Source organism: Bacteroides sp. OM05-10AA (assembly GCF_003439055.1).
GTDB classification, from domain to species: domain Bacteria; phylum Bacteroidota; class Bacteroidia; order Bacteroidales; family Bacteroidaceae; genus Bacteroides; species Bacteroides intestinigallinarum.
This window is the reverse complement of record NZ_QSUR01000048.1, coordinates 18255-41054: the sequence shown is the minus strand read 5'-3', so window position 1 is coordinate 41054 and position 22800 is coordinate 18255. Positions and strand designations below refer to the sequence as shown.

The 22800-nt window shown below is 41.8% G+C and carries 16 protein-coding genes; 14 read left to right on the top strand and 2 right to left on the bottom strand.

Annotation, left to right across the window (positions count from 1 at the left end; translation table 11 throughout):
- Window positions 1-67: 67 nt before the first annotated feature.
- Window positions 68-313 (bottom strand): RNA-binding protein, encoded by a 246-nt coding sequence (locus tag DXB58_RS24765; RefSeq protein WP_004297160.1) that lies wholly within the window; start codon window positions 311-313, stop codon window positions 68-70.
- A gap of 441 nt (window positions 314-754) precedes the next feature.
- Between DXB58_RS24765 and tig the strand changes: the two genes are divergently transcribed.
- From tig to DXB58_RS24700, 13 genes are all read left to right on the top strand, one after another.
- Window positions 755-2110: a trigger factor gene (gene tig, locus DXB58_RS24760; protein ID WP_122138587.1), complete on the top strand. Its 1356-nt coding sequence runs from the start codon at window positions 755-757 to the stop codon at window positions 2108-2110.
- Between the two features lie 143 nt (window positions 2111-2253).
- Complete coding sequence (clpP, locus tag DXB58_RS24755) at window positions 2254-2916, top strand: ATP-dependent Clp endopeptidase proteolytic subunit ClpP (RefSeq protein WP_004297164.1); 663 nt, start codon at window positions 2254-2256, stop codon at window positions 2914-2916.
- A gap of 2 nt (window positions 2917-2918) precedes the next feature.
- Window positions 2919-4163 (top strand): ATP-dependent Clp protease ATP-binding subunit ClpX, encoded by a 1245-nt coding sequence (gene clpX, locus DXB58_RS24750; protein WP_004324650.1) that lies wholly within the window; start codon window positions 2919-2921, stop codon window positions 4161-4163.
- 168 nt (window positions 4164-4331) lie between these two features.
- A complete protein-coding gene (gene recQ / locus DXB58_RS24745; protein WP_004324651.1) occupies window positions 4332-6512 on the top strand; it encodes a DNA helicase RecQ in 2181 nt (726 codons plus the stop codon).
- Window positions 6513-6598: 86 nt separating this feature from the next.
- Window positions 6599-8077 carry an IMP dehydrogenase gene (guaB, locus tag DXB58_RS24740; RefSeq protein ID WP_004324659.1) on the top strand — a complete coding sequence of 493 codons (1479 nt, stop codon included), beginning with the start codon at window positions 6599-6601 and terminating at the stop codon, window positions 8075-8077.
- A 103-nt stretch (window positions 8078-8180) separates the two neighbouring features.
- Entirely contained in the window at window positions 8181-9725 is a 1545-nt protein-coding gene (locus DXB58_RS24735; protein WP_122138588.1) for a peptidylprolyl isomerase, read from the top strand.
- Window positions 9726-9779: 54 nt separating this feature from the next.
- A complete protein-coding gene (locus tag DXB58_RS24730; RefSeq protein WP_122138586.1) occupies window positions 9780-10625 on the top strand; it encodes a peptidyl-prolyl cis-trans isomerase in 846 nt (281 codons plus the stop codon).
- Window positions 10626-10634: 9 nt separating this feature from the next.
- On the top strand, window positions 10635-12017 hold the full coding sequence (locus DXB58_RS24725) for a peptidylprolyl isomerase (RefSeq protein ID WP_122138585.1): 1383 nt from the start codon (window positions 10635-10637) through the stop codon (window positions 12015-12017).
- A 22-nt stretch (window positions 12018-12039) separates the two neighbouring features.
- Window positions 12040-13803, top strand: coding sequence for an OstA-like protein (locus tag DXB58_RS24720; RefSeq protein WP_122138584.1), 1764 nt, complete (start codon window positions 12040-12042; stop codon window positions 13801-13803).
- Between the two features lies 1 nt (window position 13804).
- On the top strand, window positions 13805-14104 hold the full coding sequence (locus DXB58_RS24715; protein ID WP_004297174.1) for a hypothetical protein: 300 nt from the start codon (window positions 13805-13807) through the stop codon (window positions 14102-14104).
- 17 nt (window positions 14105-14121) lie between these two features.
- Entirely contained in the window at window positions 14122-16017 is a 1896-nt protein-coding gene (mutL, locus tag DXB58_RS24710; RefSeq protein ID WP_122138583.1) for a DNA mismatch repair endonuclease MutL, read from the top strand.
- Between the two features lie 103 nt (window positions 16018-16120).
- Complete coding sequence (locus DXB58_RS24705; RefSeq protein WP_004305595.1) at window positions 16121-17308, top strand: OmpA family protein; 1188 nt, start codon at window positions 16121-16123, stop codon at window positions 17306-17308.
- An 865-nt stretch (window positions 17309-18173) separates the two neighbouring features.
- On the top strand, window positions 18174-20573 hold the full coding sequence (locus DXB58_RS24700) for a DUF2339 domain-containing protein (RefSeq protein WP_122138582.1): 2400 nt from the start codon (window positions 18174-18176) through the stop codon (window positions 20571-20573).
- Window positions 20574-20663: 90 nt separating this feature from the next.
- Here DXB58_RS24700 and trpS read toward each other — a convergent pair whose 3' ends face one another.
- Window positions 20664-21758, bottom strand: a complete 1095-nt coding sequence (gene trpS / locus DXB58_RS24695) for a tryptophan--tRNA ligase (protein WP_004297181.1) — start codon at window positions 21756-21758, stop codon at window positions 20664-20666.
- A gap of 204 nt (window positions 21759-21962) precedes the next feature.
- On the opposite strand from trpS, the gene DXB58_RS24690 reads away from it, so the two are divergent.
- On the top strand, window positions 21963-22550 hold the full coding sequence (locus DXB58_RS24690) for a hypothetical protein (protein ID WP_004324666.1): 588 nt from the start codon (window positions 21963-21965) through the stop codon (window positions 22548-22550).
- The last annotated feature ends 250 nt before the right edge of the window (window positions 22551-22800 follow it).

Sequence of the window (22800 nt, the reverse complement as noted above, 5' to 3'; positions counted from 1 at the left end):
AAAGTAGGAAGAAAACTACTTCGTTTTCCTCCTACTCGATTTTTCTTAGCTATGTTAGCGTCGGCAATTAAGCTCTAGGTCTAGCTTCTTTAACTACCATTGTACGGCCCATGTATTCAGCTCCGTTCAATTCAGCAATAGCTTTTGCAGCTGCAGCGTCGTCTTCCATTTCGATGAAAGCGAATCCTTTGGATTTACCGGTTTCACGGTCCATAACAACTTTAACTGATGATACTGCTCCGTAATCTTCCATCACTTGTTGCAGATCTCCTTCCTTAACACGGTAGTTAAGGTTTCCAACATAAATGTTCATAATGAAAATGATAAAAAATAAATAAATGAATAAAACTCTCTGGATAGATGGTTACTAATAAAAAGATTAAAACGACAGAGAGTTTACAAATGCGTTTTGGTAACGGAAGTAAAAACCTTGTAATCAAATCGAGAAACTAATGGTCCATCAATCCGCAACAAAGAAAAGAATAATTTTTGGATTAACCATCTTTTTGGAAAGTTAATTTGCGGATTATCAGAAAAAAAGTAGGCCGGGGGAACCTGGCGGGGTGGGTGTTGATGGTGATTTTATCTTGTTTATAGATGGAATATCAGTGAAATATCGATAAAAGATGTGTGAAAGATGGGTGGCGTTGCTGAAATAAATCTGCAATGTCTTTTGAAATTTGAAAGATTAGCACTAATTTTGCACCCTCTTTGAGTATAGAACAAAGTATAAATCAAATAAATAATTGTCAGAATGAACGTTTCATTACAAAACATTGACAAAGTAAGCGCAGAGCTTACTGTAAAGCTTGAGAAAGCCGATTATCAGGAGAAAGTAGACAAAGAGTTGAAGTCACTCCGTCAGAAGGCACAGATTCCGGGATTCCGTAAAGGTATGGTTCCGACAAGTCTTATTAAAAAGATGTATGGTAAGTCGGTAATTGCAGAGGTTGTGAATAAGGCACTGCAAGAAGCTGTTTACAATTATATTAAAGAAAATAAGGTGAATATGTTGGGCGAGCCGTTGCCTAACGAAGAAAAGCAACAGAATATTGATTTCGATACAATGGAAGAATTCGATTTCGTATTCGACATCGCTTTGGCACCTGAATTTAAAGCAGAAGTAAGTGCTAAAGATAAAGTAGATTATTATACTATCGAAGTTTCTGACGAAATGATCGACAACCAGGTGAAGATGTATACTCAACGCACTGGCAAGTATGATAAGGTAGACGCTTACGAAGATAATGATATGCTGAAAGGTCTGCTGGCACAGTTGGACGAAGAAGGCAACACAAAAGAAGGCGGTATTCAGGTAGAAGCTGCTGTGTTGATGCCTGCTTACATGAAGAACGACGATCAGAAAGCTATTTTTGCTAATGCAAAAGTAAATGATGTATTGGTGTTCAATCCGAATGTAGCTTATGACGGACATGCTGCCGAACTGGGTTCTTTGTTGAAGATTGACAAGGAGATTGCAAAAGACGTGAAGTCTGATTTCAGCTTCCAGATAGAAGAAATCACTCGTTTTGTTCCGGGTGAATTGACCCAGGAAGTATTCGACCAGGCATTCGGCGAAGGTGTTGTGAAGACTGAAGAAGAATTCCGCGCTAAGATTAAAGAAGAAATCGCAGCAAGATTTGTGGCTGACAGCGATTATAAATTCCTGATCGACATTCGCAAGGTGATGATGGAAAAAGTAGGTAAACTGGAATTCTCTGATGCCCTGCTGAAACGTATCATGTTGCTGAACAACGAAGAAAAGGGAGAAGAATATGTTGCTGAAAACTATGATAAGAGCATTGAAGAACTGACTTGGCACCTGATTAAGGAACAGTTGGTTGAAGCAAACGATATCAAAGTAGAACAGGAAGATGTGCTGAAGATGGCTAGAGAAACAACGAAGGCACAGTTTGCTCAATACGGTATGATGTCTATTCCTGACGATGTGCTTGACAACTATGCACAGGAAATGTTGAAGAAGAAAGAAACTATCAATAATTTGGTAAGTCGTGTGGTAGAAGTGAAGCTTGCTGCTGCTCTGAAAGCACAGGTTACTTTGGAGAACAAGAACGTTTCGATCGAAGAATTCAATAAAATGTTTGAGTAATCATTCGGTTGAATAAAATATAAAGTCACAGAAACACAGAGTTTTTATAAAATTATAACTCTGTGTTTTTTTGTGTCTCTGTATTCTTTTTCGTTTCTTTGTACTTACGTTTATTTTTAATTTATAAGAAAGGAACAATTAACATGGATGATTTTAGAAAATACGCAACCAAGCATTTAGGAATGAATGGCATGGTATTGGATGATGTGATTAAGTCGCAGGCCGGGTATTTGAATCCCTATATTCTGGAAGAAAGACAGTTGAACGTAACTCAACTCGACGTTTTCTCCCGTTTGATGATGGACCGCATCATTTTCCTTGGTACACAAGTTGATGACTATACAGCTAATACGCTTCAGGCACAGTTGTTGTATCTGGATTCTGTGGATCCGGGTAAGGATATCTCTATCTATATCAACTCTCCGGGCGGAAGTGTATATGCCGGACTGGGCATTTATGATACGATGCAGTTTATTTCAAGCGATGTTGCTACCATCTGTACAGGTATGGCAGCTTCAATGGCAGCCGTATTGCTGGTTGCCGGTGCTGAAGGCAAACGTTCTGCATTGCCTCACTCACGTGTGATGATTCATCAACCGATGGGTGGTGCGCAAGGACAAGCATCGGACATTGAAATCACAGCTCGTGAGATTCAGAAATTGAAGAAAGAACTTTATACGATCATCGCCGATCATTCGCATACTGATTTCGATAAAGTATGGGCGGACTCTGACCGCGACTACTGGATGACAGCTCAGGAAGCGAAAGAGTACGGTATGATTGATGAGGTATTGATTAAGAAATAAAAATGGCTGATTCAAAAACAAAGAAAAGGTGTAGCTTCTGTGGACGGTCGGAGAATGAAGTAGGATTTCTGATTACGGGAATGAGCGGCTACATTTGCGACAGCTGTGCTACCCAGGCTTATGAGATTACTCAGGAAGCATTGGGAGAAAGCAAGAAAAGTGCAGGAGCTACCAAGCTCAACTTAAAAGAACTGCCCAAACCGGTAGAAATCAAGAAATTCCTCGACCAGTATGTGATCGGACAGGATGATGCGAAACGCTTCCTTTCCGTATCGGTCTATAACCATTATAAACGTTTGTTGCAAAAAGACAGCGGTGATGATGTGGAGATTGAAAAGTCGAACATTATTATGGTGGGTAGTACCGGAACCGGGAAAACGTTGCTCGCACGCACGATTGCTAAGTTACTGCACGTGCCGTTTACTATTGTAGACGCTACAGTGCTGACGGAGGCCGGTTATGTGGGCGAAGATATCGAAAGTATTTTAACCCGTTTGCTTCAGGTGGCAGATTATAATGTACCTGAAGCTGAACAGGGTATCGTGTTTATCGACGAGATCGACAAAATTGCCCGTAAAGGAGATAATCCTTCCATCACTCGCGACGTGAGCGGTGAAGGCGTACAGCAGGGATTACTGAAATTGCTCGAAGGTTCTGTGGTGAACGTACCTCCCCAGGGAGGCCGTAAACATCCGGACCAGAAGATGATTCCGGTAAATACCAAGAATATTCTCTTTATCTGCGGCGGTGCGTTCGACGGTATCGAGAAGAAGATCGCCCAACGGTTGAACACCCATGTCGTAGGTTATACGGCATCCCAGAAAACAGCGACGGTAGACAAGAATAACATGATGCAGTATATCGCTCCACAGGATTTGAAGTCATTCGGACTGATTCCCGAAATTATCGGACGTCTTCCGGTGTTGACTTATTTGAATCCGCTGGACCGGGATGCGCTTCGTGCGATCCTTACCGAACCGAAAAACTCAATCATCAAACAGTACATCAAACTGTTTGAAATGGATGGTATCAAGCTGACATTTGAAGATGATGTCTTCGAATATATCGTCGACAAGGCGGTAGAATATAAGCTGGGTGCCCGCGGATTGCGCTCTATTGTGGAAACAATCATGATGGATGTCATGTTTGAAATCCCTTCAGAGAACAAAAAAGAGTATAAGGTGACGCTGGATTATGCAAAGATGCAACTGGAAAAAGCGAATATGGCACGACTACAAACCGCTTAAAATCAAAGAGTAAGGCTACAGAAAATGATCGTAACTGTATTTTCTTGAAAATATTAGTCGCATTTTGCTTGGTAATTACGAAGTTGTTTATAACTTTGTTTGGCTCTCTTGAAGAAGAGAACATACTTAAAGTTAAACCATGAACTGAATAAAACAACCTTAGTTAAGATGGCAGGGAAGATTAATTTAACAGATGAACTGAAAAAGTATTTCGGATTTAATAAGTTCAAGGGAAACCAGGAAGCGATCATTAATAACTTGCTCGATGGTAAAGATACCTTTGTACTGATGCCTACCGGTGGCGGGAAATCTTTATGCTATCAGCTACCTTCGGTCTTGATGGAAGGTACGGCAATCGTAATTTCTCCGCTCATTGCGTTGATGAAGAATCAAGTGGATGCAATGCGCAATTTCAGTGAAGAAGATGGCGTCGCCCATTTTATCAATTCTTCATTAAATAAAGGCGCGATAGACCAAGTGAGGTCGGACATCCTTGCCGGAAAGACAAAATTGCTATATGTAGCGCCGGAGTCGCTGACGAAAGAAGAAAACGTAGAGTTTTTGCGTTCGGTAAAGATTTCGTTCTATGCAGTGGATGAAGCTCACTGTATTTCTGAATGGGGCCATGACTTTCGACCGGAATACCGGCGGATTCGCCCTATTATCAATGAAATAGGTAAAGCTCCGTTGATTGCGCTTACCGCAACGGCGACACCGAAGGTGCAGCATGATATCCAGAAAAATCTGGGAATGGTAGATGCTCAAGTCTTCAAATCTTCGTTCAACCGTCCGAACCTTTATTATGAGGTACGTGCGAAGACCGCTAATATTGACAGGGATATTATCAAGTTTATCAAAAACAATCCGGAGAAATCGGGCATTATCTATTGCCTTAGCCGGAAAAAAGTGGAGGAACTTGCTGAAATCCTGCAGGCAAACGGTATCAATGCGCGTCCTTATCATGCTGGAATGGATTCGTTGACCAGGACCAAGAATCAGGATGATTTCCTGATGGAAAAAGTGGACGTTATTGTAGCGACTATCGCTTTCGGTATGGGAATTGACAAGCCGGACGTGAGGTTCGTGATTCACTACGATATTCCAAAGAGTCTGGAAGGGTATTACCAGGAGACCGGGCGCGCCGGTAGAGATGGCGGTGAAGGTCAGTGCATAACCTTTTATACAAACAAAGACTTGCAGAAACTGGAAAAGTTCATGCAAGGAAAACCTGTGGCAGAGCAGGAAATTGGCAAGCAGCTTCTGTTGGAAACCGCTGCTTATGCCGAATCTTCCGTATGCCGACGCAAGACGTTGCTGCATTATTTCGGTGAAGAATATACGGAAGAAAATTGTGGAAATTGTGACAACTGTTTAAACCCTAAAAAACAAGTGGAGGCTCAAGAGTTATTGTGTGCCGTGATTGAAGCGATTATCGCGGTGAAAGAAAATTTTAAGGCAGATTATATTATAGACATACTACAAGGTAAAGAAACTTCCGAAGTACAGGCGCATTTGCATGAAGACCTCGAAGTCTTCGGCTCCGGTATGGGTGAAGAGGATAAGACATGGAACGCAGTGATTCGTCAGGCGCTGATTGCAGGTTACTTGAGCAAAGATGTGGAGCATTACGGACTCCTGAAAGTGACGGAGGAAGGACATAAGTTCCTGAAGAGACCGAAGTCATTCAAGATTACCGAGGACAACGATTTCGAAGAGACGGAAGAAGAAGTTCCGGCACGCGGCGGTGGCTCCTGTGCAGTAGACCCGGCTCTTTATTCCATGTTGAAGGACTTGCGGAAGAAACTCTCGAAGAAACTGGAAGTGCCGCCTTATGTGATCTTCCAGGACCCGTCTTTGGAAGCAATGGCTACCATTTATCCGGTGACATTGGACGAGTTGCAGAATATACCTGGCGTAGGTGCCGGAAAAGCAAAACGTTATGGTGAAGAGTTCTGTAAATTAATCAAACGCCACTGTGAAGAGAATGAGATAGAACGTCCGGAAGACCTGCGGGTACGTACGGTTGCCAATAAATCTAAGATGAAGGTAGCTATTATTCAGGCTATCGACCGTAAAGTGGCGTTAGATGATATCGCTCTTTCCAAAGGGATTGAATTTGGTGAACTGTTGGACGAGGTAGAAGCGATCGTTTATTCGGGAACCAAACTGAATATAGATTACTTCCTGGAAGAAATCATGGATGAAGATCATATGCTTGATATCTACGATTATTTCAAGGAATCTACCACTGATAAGATTGATGATGCGCTTGACGAATTAGGCGATGACTTCACGGAAGAGGAAGTTCGTTTGGTACGTATTAAGTTCATCTCTGAAATGGCTAATTAAAAAAGCGAAAAAAATAGGCGTGCAGGTATGCGGTTTTGAATAAAAACCGTATATTTGCACGCAATAATTTTTAAACGCATAGCCCTATGTCATTTATTGCTGATAAGATTGTAATGGATGGGTTGACTTACGACGACGTATTGTTGATCCCCGCTTATTCTGAAGTTTTACCGCGCACTGTCGATCTCTCGACTAAGTTTTCAAAAAACATTGAGTTAAAAATTCCTTTTGTGACGGCTGCCATGGATACGGTTACCGAAGCGAAAATGGCTATTGCCATTGCTCGTGAAGGTGGTATCGGTGTGATTCACAAAAATATGTCTATCGAAGAACAGGCAAGACAAGTTGCTATCGTAAAGCGTGCCGAAAATGGTATGATTTATGACCCTGTAACGATCAAAAGAGGTTCTACTGTTCAGGATGCACTGGACATCATGGCGGAATATAAAATCGGTGGTATCCCTGTGGTAGATGATGAAGGTTATTTGGTGGGTATTGTTACCAACAGAGATTTGCGTTTCGAAAGAGACATGGCAAAACATATTGATCTTGTCATGACTCCGAAAGAAAGATTGGTGACTACTAACCAGTCTACTGACTTGGAATCTGCTGCACAGATTCTTCAGAAACATAAGATTGAGAAACTTCCGATTGTCGGAATGGACGGAAAGTTGATCGGTCTTGTCACTTATAAAGATATTACAAAAGCAAAAGATAAACCGATGGCTTGCAAAGACGCCAAAGGTCGTCTGCGTGTAGCTGCCGGTGTAGGTGTTACTGCCGATACGCTGGATCGTATGCAGGCATTGGTGGATGCCGGTGCAGATGCAATCGTGATTGATACAGCTCACGGACACTCTAAGTTTGTGATTGAAAAACTGAAAGAAGCAAAGAAACGCTTCCCGAATATTGATATTGTGGTAGGTAACATTGCTACCGGAGATGCTGCCAAAGCTTTGGTGGAAGCTGGTGCGGATGCTGTGAAAGTAGGTATCGGTCCGGGTTCTATCTGTACAACTCGTGTGGTTGCCGGTGTAGGTGTTCCACAGTTGTCAGCCGTCTATGATGTAGCAAAAGCGTTGAAGGGTACAGGTATTCCTTTGATTGCCGATGGTGGGTTGCGTTATTCGGGCGACGTGGTGAAAGCATTGGCTGCCGGAGGATATTGCGTAATGATCGGATCATTGGTTGCCGGAACAGAAGAATCTCCGGGTGACACTATTATCTTCAATGGTCGTAAATTCAAATCCTATCGTGGTATGGGTTCATTGGAAGCAATGGAGAACGGTTCGAAAGACCGCTACTTCCAGAGTGGAACTGCAGATGTGAAGAAGCTTGTTCCCGAAGGAATCGCTGCCCGTGTTCCTTATAAAGGTACGCTTTTCGAAGTTGTGTATCAGCTGACTGGCGGTTTGCGTGCAGGTATGGGATACTGTGGCGCTGCTAACATTGAGAAACTTCATGACGCTAAGTTTACCCGCATTACCAATGCAGGTGTAATGGAAAGTCATCCGCACGACGTGACGATTACCAGTGAATCGCCTAACTATAGCCGTCCGGAATAATAGATAGATACGGTGAACTATTAACGGTGAACGGTGAACAGGCTGTATAATCAGCAGGGTGTTCACTGCTCACCGTTTGTTGTTTGAAAAATAAAAATTGATGATGAAAAGAAGCCTGTTGTTGGGATGTATTTCTCTCTTTGTAGTCGCGGTCTTTGCACAGGAAGATCCGGTATTGATGCGTGTTAACGGAAGAGAGATACTCCGTTCGGAATTTGAATATGCATACCGCCGTTATGCGGAACGTTCAAATGCCAAACTTTCACCCAAAGAGTATGCGGCACTTTTCGCTCAATCAAAGTTGAAAGTGGAAGCAGCCAGAGCTGCCGGACTTGATACGACCTCTGTTTTTCGTAAACAACAAGAGAAATGTCGGACAGAGTTGGTGGAATCTTATCTGATAGACAGGCAAGTGATGGATAGTTGTGCCCGTGCTATCTATCAGAAGATGGGACTGAAAGCACGTAGCGGCAGGGTACAAGTGATGCAGATTTTCAAACGTTTGCCACAGACAATCACTTCCCGGCATTTAGAAGAAGAAAAAACGCGGATGGATTCTATATACCGGATGATACAGAATCAGCCGGATTTGAACTTTAACCGTTTGGTCGAAATATACTCGGATGATAAGCAAAGTAGATGGATCGAATGTCTGGAAACAACGAGCGAGTTTGAGAATGTTGCTTTCTCTCTGGCAAAAGGTATGGCATCGCAGCCCTTTTTCACTCCTGAAGGGATTCATATCTTGAAAGTGATGGATCGGGAGGAAACAGCTGCTTACGAAAATGTCAGTGCCAGGTTAATGGAACGGATACGGCGCAAGGAGATTTTGGACAAAGGTACAGGCGCGGTGCTCGAACGCTTGAAAAAAGCATGGCAGTATGCTCCCAATCAGGCGGCAATGGAAGAACTGCTGGCGAAAGGCCGTACAGAACAAACCCTGTTTACGATTGACGGACAAGCATACACCGGAACTATGTTCACGCATTTTGCCTCTTCTCATCCTCAAGCTGTCAAACGGCAGTTGGAAGGATTTATAGCTAAGTCATTGCTGGATTATGAAAGCCGGAATATCGATAAAAAGCATCCGGAAATTCCTTATGCCTTGCGGGAATCTGATGAAAACTATTTGGTGGAAGAGATAACACGTCAGAAAATAGATTTGCCCGCAGCTAATGACCGGGCGGGATTGGCTACTTATTTTAAATTTCATTCGTCGGATTATCGGTGGGAGAGCCCCCGGTATAGAGGAGTCGTGCTTCATTGCGTTGATAAAAAGACGGCAAAGCAAGCCAAAAAAATGCTGAAGAAAGTCCCGGAAAAAGAGTGGGCGGACAAGCTTCGGCAAACTTTTAATACATCCGGGGAGGAAAAGATACAAGTTGAACAAGGAATTTTTGCCGACGGAGACAATAAATATATAGATAAACTGGTTTTTAAGAAGGGTGATTTTGATCCTTTGATGTCTTATCCTTTTACTATTGTAGTAGGCGAAAAAATGAAAGGTCCGGATGATTATCGGGAAGTAATTGATCGGGTTCGAAAGGATTATCGAAGCTATCTTGACACGTGCTGGATGCGGGAATTGAGTGAGTCCGGTAAGGTTGAAATAAACCAAGAGGTTTTAAAAACAGTTAATAATAACTGATGTAACCGATTATTCACTATCTTCGTACCTTAAATAAGTAGATTTTAGTTGCCGATGCGAATATTAGTCCTCTTACTGATTACCCTTCTTGGTTGTGGAGCGTGCAAGGAACAGCGTGACCACAAAGGAAAGACTCCTTTAGTAGAGGTGGACGGTAACTTTTTATATAAAGAAGATTTGATGTCCGTGCTTCCGGTCGGATTGTCAAAAGATGATAGCATTCTCTTCACCGAGCACTATATTCGTAGTTGGGCGGAAGAGATTTTATTGTATGAGAAAGCTGCGAACAATATCCCCGATAATGTGGATGTAGACAAGCTGGTGGAGAATTATCGGAAAGCGTTGATAATGCATACTTATCAGCAGGAGTTGATTAACCAGAAGTTGACGAATGATATTTCCGAACACGAGATAGCAGAGTATTACGGCAAAAACAAGGAATTGTTTAAACTGGAAAGTCCGTTGATTAAGGGATTGTTTATTAAAGTGCCGTTGACAGCTCCGCAGTTGAATAATGTGCGCAGATGGTATAAGTCGGAAAAACAGGATGCTATCGAGAGCCTGGAAAAATATAGTTTGCAGAATGCGGTGAAATATGAATATTTCTATGATAAATGGGTGTCCGTGACCGATGTCCTGGACATGATTCCGTTGAAAGTAGAGGCACCGGAAGAGTACGTAAACAAACACCGTCAGGTAGAATTGAAAGATACGGCTTATTATTATTTCCTGAATGTGAGCGATTATCGCGGAGTTGGTGAGGAGAAACCGTATGAATTTGCCCGCTCGGAAGTGAAAGACTTACTGGTAAATCAGAAACGGGTGAGCTTTATGGAACAGGTAAAGAACGACTTGTATCAGCAGGCGGTAAGTAAGAAGAAGATTATATATAATTATTAAATACAAAGAATGAAGAAGTTTGTGAACTTTAGATTTGTTGTTACCCTTGTCCTGGCAATATTTGCTAATGTGGCAACCTATGCACAAGATAATGTGGTTGATGAAGTAGTTTGGGTAGTAGGTGACGAAGCTATTTTAAAATCAGATGTAGAAGAGGCCCGTATGGATGCCTTGTATAATGGACGCAGATTCGAAGGCGATCCTTATTGTGTAATTCCTGAAGAGATTGCTGTGCAGAAGTTATTCCTGCATCAGGCAAAGTTGGACAGTATCGAGGTTTCCGAAGCGGAAATCATCCAGCGTGTGGATATGATGACCAATATGTACATCCAGCAGATCGGTTCCAGAGAGAAAATGGAGGAGTATTTCAATAAAACATCCACCCAGATTCGTGAAACTTTGCGTGATAATGCACGTGACGGATTGACGGTTCAGAAGATGCAGCAGAAACTGGCAGGAGATATCAAAGTGACTCCGGCAGAAGTACGCCGTTATTTCAAAGACCTTCCACAGGATAGTATCCCTTACATTCCTACACAGGTGGAAGTGCAGATTATTACTTTGCAACCCAAAATACCCGTTTCGGAAATCGAGGATGTAAAGAAGACACTGCGTGATTATACGGATCGTGTGACAAAAGGAGAAATCGACTTCTCCACATTGGCACGTTTGTATTCTGAAGACAAGGCTTCTGCCATTAAAGGTGGTGAATGTGGATTTATGGGACGTGGTATGATGGACCCCGCTTATGCGAATGTGGCATTCAGCTTGCAGGACCCGAAGAAAGTTTCCAAAATTGTAGAATCGGAATTTGGTTTCCATATTATCCAGTTGATTGAGAAGCGTGGTGACCGTGTTAATACCCGCCATATCCTGTTGCGTCCGAAAGTATCGGAAAAAGAACTGACCGAGGCTTGTGCCCGTCTGGATTCTATTGCAGATGATATTCGTGCTAATAAATTCACATTTGATGATGCCGCTGCCGTTATCTCACAAGATAAGGATACCCGTAACAATCACGGTATCATGGTGAACATCAATGAACATTCAGGTATCACTACTTCTAAGTTCCAGATGCAGGATCTTCCTCAAGACGTTGCTAAGGTAGTGGATAAGATGAATGTTGGTGAGATTTCCAAAGCTTTTACAATGATTAATGAGAAAGATGGAAAAGAAGTATGCGCTATCGTGAAATTGAAAACCAAAATCAATGGTCATAAAGCAACCATCGCGGAAGACTATCAGGATCTGAAAGAAATCGTAATGGATAAGCGTCGCGAAGAGGTGTTGCAGAAATGGATTCTGAACAAGCAAAAACACACTTATGTACGCATCAACGAAAACTGGCAGAAGTGTGACTTCAAGTATCCGGGTTGGGTCAAGAATGACTGATATAACCTTGCTTTGACTTTATATGCTGAAAAAGAATAAGAAAAATAAACAACAAGACAGGCATAGATGGCTCCTTATAGGCTTTCTATGCCTGTTTGGTGTATGTCTTGTGGCACAAGTGAGGCCGACGAGACAGAAACCCACGGCAGGGGCTTCGACAAAATCGACTGCGGATACGTCTAAGACGGCTCCCAAAACCAAAACGCCGGCGGGTAATAAGAAACAATCGGACAACAAGAAGCAACCGGAGAATAAAAAGACCAAAGTTTACTTGCTTCATGCTGACGAAGGACAGGCGGATAAGCTGGCACGTCCGGATGTGCAGGTGTTGATTGGTAACGTGAAGTTGCGCCATGACAGTATGTATATGTACTGTGACAGTGCACTGATTTTTGAGAAAACCAACTCCGTAGAAGCCTTCAGCAATGTGCGTATGGAACAGGGAGACACCTTGTTCATCTATGGTGATTATCTTTATTATGACGGAATGACGCAAATTGCGCAACTTCGTGAAAATGTGAAGATGATTAACCGGAACACGACCCTGCTGACGGACAGCTTGAACTACGACCGTCTCTACGATCTCGGATATTATTTCGAGGGGGGAACTTTGATGGATGAAGAGAATGTACTGACTTCTGACTGGGGCGAATATAGCCCTGCAACAAAACAGTCGGTATTCAACCATGATGTGAAGTTGGTGAACCCTAAGTTTGTGTTGACCTCCGATACATTGAGGTATAATACTGAAAACAAAATAGCAGTGATTCTCGGACCTTCCAATATTGTCAGTGATAATAATCATATCTATTCGGAACGGGGATTCTATAACACATTGACCGAACAAGCGGAATTGTTGGACCGTTCGGTCCTGACCAATCAGGGGAAGAAACTTGTAGGCGACAGTCTGTTCTATGACCGGGTAATCGGTTACGGAGAAGCATTCGATAATGTGAAGATGACAGACTCCATCAATAAGAATATGCTGACGGGCGATTATTGTTTCTATAATGAATTGACGGACTCCGCGTTTGCAACAAAACGTGCTGTTGCTATCGATTATTCACAGGGAGACAGTCTTTATATGCATGGGGATACTTTGCAGATGGTGTCCTATAATCTGAATACCGATTCTTTGTACCGGTTGATGAAGGCTTACCATAAAGTACGTATGTATCGTACAGATGTTCAGGGAGTATGTGACTCACTGGTCTATAATTCGAAAGATTCCTGTATGACCATGTATACTGACCCTATTCTTTGGAATGACGGACAGCAACTGCTTGGTGAGCAGATCAAGATTTATATGAATGACAGCACGATTGACTGGGCGCACATTATCAACCAGGCGTTGACAGTGGAGATGAAAGACTCTATTCACTATAATCAAGTGTCCGGCAAGGAGATGAAAGCCTATTTCGTTAATGGAGATATGCGCCATATTGAAGTGATCGGTAATGTGTTGACAGCTTTTTATCCTGAAGAGAAAGACAGTACGATGACCGGATTTAATTGTTTGGAAGGTAGTATGTTGCATCTTTATATGAAGGATAAGAGAATGGAAAAAGGACTTTTTATCGGTAAATCCAACGGAACGATGTATCCGATGGACCAGATACCGCCTGATAAACTGCGTCTTCCCACTTTTGCCTGGTTCGATTATGTCCGTCCGCTAAATAAGGACGATATTTTCAACTGGCGCAGCAAGCGTGCGGGAGAAACATTGAAGCCGACTACCGACCGGCGACCAAAGACAGAAAAGCGAAACTTAATAAATATGAAGTAGTATGGGAATGTTTAACTCAATGAGAAAGCCCCGGGGCTTTAATCATCAATACATTTATGTAGACGAGCGGAAAGAAAAGCTCGCTAAGATGGAGGAGAACGCCAAACGTGACTTGGGGATGCTACCGGAGAAAGAATTTAATCCGGAAGATATTCGCGGTAAATTCGTCGAAGGTACTACACATTTGAAAAGAAGAAAAGCAAGTGGCCGCAAACCGGTTTCTTTCGGAATCATACTGATAATCATTGCCTTCCTTCTCTATCTGTGGCATTATTTAGCAACAGGAAGCTGGAGTTTTTAATTGTTAATTTACGAAGTATGAGCGATATCATTCATTTGTTACCTGATTCGGTAGCTAACCAGATTGCTGCCGGTGAAGTGATACAACGTCCGGCATCTGTTATCAAGGAGCTAGTGGAGAATGCGATTGATGCAGATGCGCAAAATATACATGTGTTAGTGACTGATGCGGGTAAAACCTGTATTCAGGTGATTGATGATGGAAAAGGAATGTCCGAAACGGATGCCCGTCTCTCTTTTGAGAGGCATGCTACTTCCAAGATACGGGAAGCTGCGGACTTGTTTGCTTTGCGTACCATGGGATTTCGTGGAGAAGCATTGGCATCCATCGCAGCAGTGGCGCAGGTAGAACTGAAGACGCGTCCGGAATCGGAAGAACTGGGAACGAAACTGGTGATTGCGGGTTCTCAAGTGGAGAGCCAGGAGGCTATATCCTGTTCTAAAGGAAGTAACTTCTCTGTAAAGAACCTGTTCTTTAATGTGCCTGCCCGTCGTAAATTTCTAAAGGCTAATTCTACTGAATTGAGCAACATCCTTGCCGAATTTGAGCGTATCGCTTTGGTGCATCCGGAAGTTGCCTTTTCGCTTTATAGTAATGATTCGGAGCTCTTCAATCTTCCGGTATCACAATTACGTCAGCGTATTCTTGCTATTTTTGGTAAGAAGCTCAACCAGCAATTACTGAATATAGACGTGAACACTACCATGGTGAAAATCTCCGGATACGTAGCCAAACCGGAGACTGCCCGTAAGAAAGGAGCCCATCAGTATTTTTTTGTCAACGGACGTTATATGCGCCATCCTTATTTTCATAAGGCAGTCATGGAGGCTTATGAGCAGTTGATTCCCGCCGGTGAACAGATTTCCTATTTTATCTATTTTGATGTAGATCCGGCCAATATTGATGTGAATATTCATCCGACAAAGACCGAAATCAAGTTTGAGAATGAGCAGGCCATCTGGCAGATACTTTCAGCATCCGTTAAGGAATCGCTGGGTAAGTTCAGTGCTATCCCTTCCATTGATTTTGATACGGAGGATATGCCTGACATTCCGGCATTTGAGGAAAAGATATCTTCCGAACCTCCGAAGGTGCATTATAATACAGATTATAATCCGTTTAAAGTCTCTGCCGGTGGCGGTGGATCGTATAGTCGTTCGAAAGTAGAATGGGAGGATTTGTACGGAGGGTTGACAAAAGCCAGTAAGATGAATAATCCGCAGCCGGAACCCGAAATGGATTGGGAGGATTCTTCTATTGGAGGCGAACCGGCCTTTGTGGAAGAAAAGATAGAGACGGTGACATCCGCCGCTTCTTCTACCTTGTATGCCAACGAACCGGTGATGGAAAAAGGAAATCAGCATTTGCAGTTTAAAGGGCGGTTTATTTTGACTTCAGTTAAATCGGGTCTGATGCTAATCGATCAACACCGGGCACACATACGGGTGCTTTTTGATCGCTATATGGTACAGATTCAACAGAAACAGGGAGTATCTCAAGGCGTTCTCTTCCCGGAAATCTTACAATTACCGGCTTCAGAAGCTGCTGTCCTTCAAAGCATTATGGATGATTTGTCGGCAGTCGGCTTCGATTTGAGCAATCTGGGAGGCGGTAGCTATGCCATCAATGGCATCCCTTCGGGTATTGAAGGACTGAATCCGGTCGAACTGGTGCGTAATATGCTACATACAGCGATGGAAAAAGGGAATGACGTTAAGGAAGAAATCCAAAATATTCTGGCAATCACATTGGCGCGGGCAGCGGCTATTGTCTACGGACAGGTGTTGAGTAATGAAGAAATGGTAAGCCTTGTAGACAACCTTTTTGCCTGTCCCTCACCGAATTACACACCCGATGGGAAAACCGTTTTGACAACCATTAAGGAGGAGGACATCGAAAGATTATTCAAATAAAACAAATAAATTCATCTTTTCCTAAAACCTTTTAGTTCAGTTCGTGTTATTTAAATAGTTCAACAAAGAAAAAGATTTAAATAACCACTTAACTATTAGGTATATGAAAAAGATTCTGATGTTGCTGGCATTTGCCGGCGTTGCGTCTGTCGCTTCTGCGCAGCAGACAATGACTGTAACTGAATACGAAGTGATTCAGGTGCAAGATAAATATCAAGTAATAACTAATCCTTTCTGGAGTAACTGGTTCTTCTCTGTAGGAGGAGGTGCCCAGGTATTGTATGGAAACAATGACCATATCGGTAAGTTCAGAGATCGTGTTGCTCCCACATTTAACGTGTCTGTTGGTAAATGGGTAACTCCGGGATTCGGATTGCGTTTGCAGTACAGCGGATTACAAGCCAAAGGATTCACCACCAGCGAAAATGCTAATTATGTGGTTGGCGGTCCGAGAGAAGATGGTTCTTACAAACAAAGATGGGACTACATGAACTTGCATGGTGATTTGATGATTAACCTGAATGCACTTTTCGGTGGATACAATCCGAATCGTGTATATGAAATTATCCCTTATATTGGTGCCGGTTGGGCTCATGCTTATTCTCGTCCTCACACTAACTCCGCAACTTTCAATGCAGGTATTATCAACCGCTTCCGTTTGTCGAATGCTGTTGACTTGAATCTGGAATTGAGTGCAACAGGTCTGGAAGGCAAGTTTGACGGAGAGCACGCAGGTAAACCTGACTACGATGGTATCTTAGGTGCTACTATTGGTGTAACTTATTATTTCCCAACTCGCGGATTCCAACGTCCGGTTCCACAGATTATCTCTGAACTTGAATTGAACCAGATGCGTAACCAGATGAATGCAATGGCAGCAGCTAATATGCAATTACAACAGCAGTTGGCAAATGCACAACAACCGGTTGAAGTAGAAGATACTGAAGAAGTTGTTATAACAGATACTAACATTGCTCCACGTACTGTATTCTTCAAGATCGGTTCTGATAAATTGTCTCCGCAGGAAGAAATGAACTTGTCATATCTTGCCAGCAAGATAAAAGAATCTCCGAACGCTACATACACAATCAACGGATATGCAGACTCTGCAACAGGTACTCCGGCTTTCAACCAGAAGTTGAGTTTGGAACGTGCACAAGTTGTTAAAGACCTGCTCGTTAAGAAGTATGGCATCTCTGCCGATAGATTGAAAGTTGCAGCCGGTGGTGGTGTTGACAAATTCGGTCAACCGATTCTGAACCGTGTAGTATTGGTCGAATCAGCACAGTAATCATATAATTTCAGTATTCGGCGATTCTTTGTGATCGCCTGCTGAAAGAGAGAAGGCGGCTGAAAGCGAATCCTGAAATAAGGTATTTTCGCTTTCAGCTGCCTTTTCTTTAGTTTGGTAGAGAATGTGAATGCGAGTTGTAATATGTGAAGTTTACAAACTTGTGGACCACAAACTTGTGAACTTTTGATTCTATACTTGATTGGTATATGAAAACGCTTTCGCTGATTATAAATATAGGTTGTTTTAGCTTGAAAAAGCATAGCTTTAGGGAATGGAAAGCATAGTTCTAGCCTACCTAAAGCTGTGCTTTAGAGCATTGATAAGGGTACTCTGCACTTCTTCTACAAAGAACTAATTTTTTCATCCCCTTCACCTTTCTTCTGAACTCTCGATGAATATACTGTTTGCGGGTGAAGGGAGTCCTTTTCATTACTGTGTTCATCACATTACACATCAAAAAAAGTTATTATAGTGTTTTCTAAAATTATTGCATTAATTGCAGAAAACACTGCAATGTTTTTTAATCATCCCAATGAAAAAATCTATTAGCATATTTGTTTTTGCTATTAGCATATTCCTGTTAGCTATAATGATATTTTGATTAGCTATAATGATATTGTATACAAAGCAAAGTGAAAGAGCTGGTGTAAGAGTTGCCATTCACCCATAAACTCTTTATTCATCGGGAGCCTGGGATAAAGGTGAAGGGCGATTCTATCTCCAGATTTTGAGATCTGTAGTCTGATTTGTGTAATTGATGTAAGCTTACATTGTTGAGGTAATCCAAATAATTTAATAACAATTGATTGAGGCTATTAATTATTATCTATATTTGTGATATCGAACTTAAATCTGGGATATTATGGACGATTTTAATACTGTATATGCGCTACTTGTTTTAGTTATGCTATTTGTTCTATTGAGTAGATTGGATAATCGCTTCGGGAAAATAGAAAAGGAATTGAATGAGATAAAGAAACGGATGGAAGATTATCTCAAGGTTCAGCAAAAGATGACTACTGAAGAGCATAAACCTAAAGAGGAAATATTAGTAAAAGAAACAGAAGCTGTTCCTTTGATGTCTCAAATGACAGAGCATGTCACGGTAGTCAAGGCTGCACAACAAGGGACAGTTGTTCAGGAAAAACAAGAATCGGTTATTGAAACAGTCCGTGAGGCACTGGAAGAAACACCTGAAAAGACAGTTGAAACAGAATTGGAAGAAATTTGTGTTGAGGCTGTTCGAAAAGAATCTGCTAAATCTCCGACTGTTCCGGTTATCCCGGTTGCTCCGGCTGTTTCAAGACAAAAGAAACAAGTGAACTATGAGAAGTTCATCGGTGAGAATCTCTTCGGAAAGATCGGTATCCTTATATTCGTCATCGGTGTAGGCTTCTTTGTGAAGTATGCTATTGATAAGAATTGGATCAATGAGACTTTTCGTACCGTACTTGGTTTCCTGACGGGAGCTGTATTGCTGGCCGTTGCCGAACGGTTGCAAAAGAAATATCGTACATTTAGCTCGTTACTTGCGGGTGGCGCTTTTGCTGTATTCTATCTTACGGTTGCCATTGCATTCCATTATTATCATATCTTCTCGCAGACTATGGCGTTTATCATTCTGATAGGCGTCACTGTATTTATGTCTGTTCTGTCTGCGGTGTACAATCGGCGTGAACTGGCTATCATTTCACTTGTCGGAGGATTTCTTGCACCTTTCATCGTAAGCAGTGGAGAGGGAAGTTATCTGGTACTGTTCACTTATGTAAGTATCCTGAATCTCGGTATGTTTGGACTTTCCATTTATAAGAAGTGGGGTGAGCTTCCGATTATCTCATTTGTCTTTACCTGGCTGATAATGGGAATCTTTCTTTTATTTAGCTATACCTCCAGTTCTACAGTTATTTCGGGACACTTGTTTTTGTTTACCACTCTGTTTTATTTTATCTTTCTGCTTCCGGTGTTCTCCATTCTTCGTGGGGAAGATATGCGAACAATGAGTCGGGGACTGGTATTCGTCATTATAACGAATAATTTTATTTATCTGCTTTCGGGGGCTTTGTTCTTGCGGAATATGGGATGGTCTTTCAAAGCAAGCGGTTTGTTGAGCCTGTTCATTGCTCTTGTTAATTTAGGACTGGTGCTTTGGTTATGGAAGAGCCGGAAAGACTATAAATTCCTGGTGTATACCACTCTGGGGCTTGTGTTGACATTTGTCTCTATTACCGTTCCGATTCAGTTGGATGGAAACTATATAACATTAGTTTGGGCGTCAGAAATGGTGTTATTATTATGGCTTTATATCAAGTCGAGAATCCGGGTATATGAATATGCGGCAAAGATACTGGTGGGACTCACCTTTATTTCTTACCTGATGGATATATATAGTGTAGTAATGCATGAGCATCATGCTGTCAGCACTATTTTCCTGAACAGTTCATTTGCCACCTCTTTGTTTGTAGGGCTGGCTACGGGAGCATTTGCTCTGTTGATAGGGTATTATAGACCATTCTTCTCTACAGCCCGTCAACTGAAATATGGTTTCTGGAATCCTTTCATGCTTTTTGTCTCTGTAGCCATACTTTATTATACATTTATGATGGAATTCCATCTGCATTTTGAGGGAGCTACGAGGAGCGGAGCAATGTTCTTGTTTACTGCCATTGCCATTTCGAGTGTTTGTTATGCTTTTAGAAAACGATTCCCGATCACCCAATATCTGACTTTCTATATGTTAGCTATTGGGATAAATACGCTTGTATACATCATAAATATATGGGGAGATCAATGGGAGAACATGGCTTTTGTGCCTGTTGTACTGCGATGGTTCACGGCAGCATTTGTAATAGCGAATATATACTATGTGGCACGCCAATACTATCTATTAATCGGCATCAAGAGTCGTTTCACTATTTATCTCAATATTCTGGTCACTCTTCTTTGGGTGACAATGGTACGCTCTTTCCTTTGGCAGGTAGGAGTAGATGATTTCAGTGCCGGACTTTCGCTTTCATTAAGCATTGCCGGATTTGTTCAGATGGGACTAGGGATGCGTTTGCATCAGAAAGTCATGCGCATGATAAGCCTTTCGACTTTTGGAATCGTTCTGCTTAAACTTGTATTTGACGATTTGTGGGCAATGCCTACTATCGGTAAAATCATTGTATTTATCATTCTCGGACTGATATTACTGATCCTTTCATTCCTTTATCAGAAATTAAAGGATGTATTATTCAAGAATGACGAAGATGAAGTTAGCTAAAACTTAAATTGTATATTATAATAAAGGCTGCCATTCTTTCTTAGAGTAGGCAGCCTTTACTTTATATGATGCGTTTTTATGCAAACTTCCTTATTCTTGTGAGAAACGTTTTACCTGTTCTTCGATTAACTCCTTGTCATCGAAATAATTAATCTTCATTGCTTTCTTCACATCTGCCAAAGTCTCGGCAGCAGCAGCTCTGGCTACTTCGCATCCTTGCTGAAGCATGTCATAGATAGCCGGAATGTCTTTGCTGAACTCTTTACGACGGTTACGAATCGGTTCGAGTATTTCTTGCATAATAGAGTTCAGGAAACGTTTCACTTTTACGTCGCCCAGTCCGCCGCGTTGATAATGTGCTTTCAATTCTGCCAGATTCGGATAATCCGGTAAGTAGCGTTCGAAATGTTCGGGGAGACAGAAAGCGTCAAGGTAAGTGAATACGGTGTTACCTTCAATCTTTCCCGGGTCTTGTACACGGAGATGTCCCGGATCGGTATACATACTCATGATCTTCTTCTGGATTTCTTCCGGTTCTTCCGAAAGGTAGATACAGTTTCCGAGTGATTTACTCATTTTAGCCTTACCATCAGTTCCCGGAAGACGCAGACAGGCTGCATTGTCCGGCAACAGGATTTCTGGTTCTACCAATGTCTCACCATATATATAGTTGAAACGGCGAACGATTTCACGAGCCTGTTCAAGCATTGGTTCCTGGTCTTCACCCACTGGGACAGTTGTTGCACGGAATGCTGTGATGTCCGCTGCCTGGCTGATAGGATAAGTGAAGAAACCTACGGGAATACTTGCTTCAAAGTTACGCATCTGGATTTCCGATTTCACAGTCGGGTTACGTTGCAGGCGGGATACGCTTACAAGGTCCATATAATAGAAACTAAGCTCGCATAATTCCGGAATTTGCGATTGTATGAAGATGGTAGCTTTAGACGGATCTATGCCACAAGCCAGATAGTCAAGAGCTACTTCAATTACGTTTTGACGCACCTTTTCCGGATTGTCTATATTGTCTGTCAATGCCTGTGAATCGGCAATGAAGATAAACATCTTACTATAATCACCTGCATTTTGCAGGTCAACTCTGCGTTTCAACGAACCTACATAGTGACCGATATGAAGTCTTCCGGTAGGACGGTCGCCCGTCAATATGATTTTTTCTTTTCCCATATTTTTATTACCTTATTATATAATGACGACAAAGATAAGGATAAAAACTGAAAGATACATCAAAATGTAGTTACTTCATGATTTGTGCTTACTACTGTTAACCTTGAAAATGAGCTTTCTATTAGAAGAAACAATTATTAAAGAAAATATTCTGTTTACCGGATTAATTCAATATCTTTGTCGGTATCTAAAAACTTTTATATCATGAAAACAGGAAAACTACTAGGAATGTTGCTATTCGTTCTAGGTACATTCAGCCTGATGGGTTGTAATGATGAAATGACTGATGAGGAAGAAGGCTGGTATGATAGCATCCCGGATGGAAATTTCTTTTCGAGAGGAAATACGGTACGATTTTACTATATAGATGGGAATGGAAACAGTCTGATAAAACCGGAGGATAAAAATACACTCCCTGTGTCATGGCGTGAAGAATTAGTTAATCCGATAGAACGTACAGAAGACTATAATGCGGAGCATGGTAACTATAATGGTAATCATAACTGGGTTGTCTATGATGAGGAAGAGGAGTTGTATTATTGCGAAGTGAGTGCTTACGGAGATGAAAGACAGAGCACTTATTCTTTTCCGATTTATGTAAATGGCGATAAGGATGGAATGCAAATCACCTATAAATATACGGATAGAGACGTTATCGGCGGTAAATATTGGGCGAAAATAATATCCTGGAAATATAATGGCGTACATGTTTACTCGGATGACGACGAACCATACAAGAAAGTATTCATTAAAAAGGCCAACGGAAAAACAACCGTTTCATTAACGCGGTAAACTATTTCAGTAAAAAAGTGAACGTTTCTTTTTGTCATGTGCAAAATATGTCGTTACTTTGCACAAATTTTGAAGCTAACAATGAATCAACAGGAAATCAGAAGTAAGTATTATCTACATTCGGATGTTTTGCACCCGGAAACGGCAGACTTCTTCTCTTTTCTCCAAAAACGATATTTTAGTTCTTTGGTAATGCGTTAATCCTTTTTTGAGGGTAACGCATTTTTTTTATGGACGAACTTAGAAATAA

Coding starts and splice junctions, on each gene's coding strand:
- DXB58_RS24765 (WP_004297160.1), bottom strand. CDS start 313: ATGAACATTTATGTTGGAAACCTTAACTACCGTGTTAAGGAAGGAGAT.
- tig (WP_122138587.1), top strand. CDS start 755: ATGAACGTTTCATTACAAAACATTGACAAAGTAAGCGCAGAGCTTACT.
- clpP (WP_004297164.1), top strand. CDS start 2,254: ATGGATGATTTTAGAAAATACGCAACCAAGCATTTAGGAATGAATGGC.
- clpX (WP_004324650.1), top strand. CDS start 2,919: ATGGCTGATTCAAAAACAAAGAAAAGGTGTAGCTTCTGTGGACGGTCG.
- recQ (WP_004324651.1), top strand. CDS start 4,332: ATGGCAGGGAAGATTAATTTAACAGATGAACTGAAAAAGTATTTCGGA.
- guaB (WP_004324659.1), top strand. CDS start 6,599: ATGTCATTTATTGCTGATAAGATTGTAATGGATGGGTTGACTTACGAC.
- DXB58_RS24735 (WP_122138588.1), top strand. CDS start 8,181: ATGAAAAGAAGCCTGTTGTTGGGATGTATTTCTCTCTTTGTAGTCGCG.
- DXB58_RS24730 (WP_122138586.1), top strand. CDS start 9,780: ATGCGAATATTAGTCCTCTTACTGATTACCCTTCTTGGTTGTGGAGCG.
- DXB58_RS24725 (WP_122138585.1), top strand. CDS start 10,635: ATGAAGAAGTTTGTGAACTTTAGATTTGTTGTTACCCTTGTCCTGGCA.
- DXB58_RS24720 (WP_122138584.1), top strand. CDS start 12,040: ATGCTGAAAAAGAATAAGAAAAATAAACAACAAGACAGGCATAGATGG.
- DXB58_RS24715 (WP_004297174.1), top strand. CDS start 13,805: ATGGGAATGTTTAACTCAATGAGAAAGCCCCGGGGCTTTAATCATCAA.
- mutL (WP_122138583.1), top strand. CDS start 14,122: ATGAGCGATATCATTCATTTGTTACCTGATTCGGTAGCTAACCAGATT.
- DXB58_RS24705 (WP_004305595.1), top strand. CDS start 16,121: ATGAAAAAGATTCTGATGTTGCTGGCATTTGCCGGCGTTGCGTCTGTC.
- DXB58_RS24700 (WP_122138582.1), top strand. CDS start 18,174: ATGGACGATTTTAATACTGTATATGCGCTACTTGTTTTAGTTATGCTA.
- trpS (WP_004297181.1), bottom strand. CDS start 21,758: ATGGGAAAAGAAAAAATCATATTGACGGGCGACCGTCCTACCGGAAGA.
- DXB58_RS24690 (WP_004324666.1), top strand. CDS start 21,963: ATGAAAACAGGAAAACTACTAGGAATGTTGCTATTCGTTCTAGGTACA.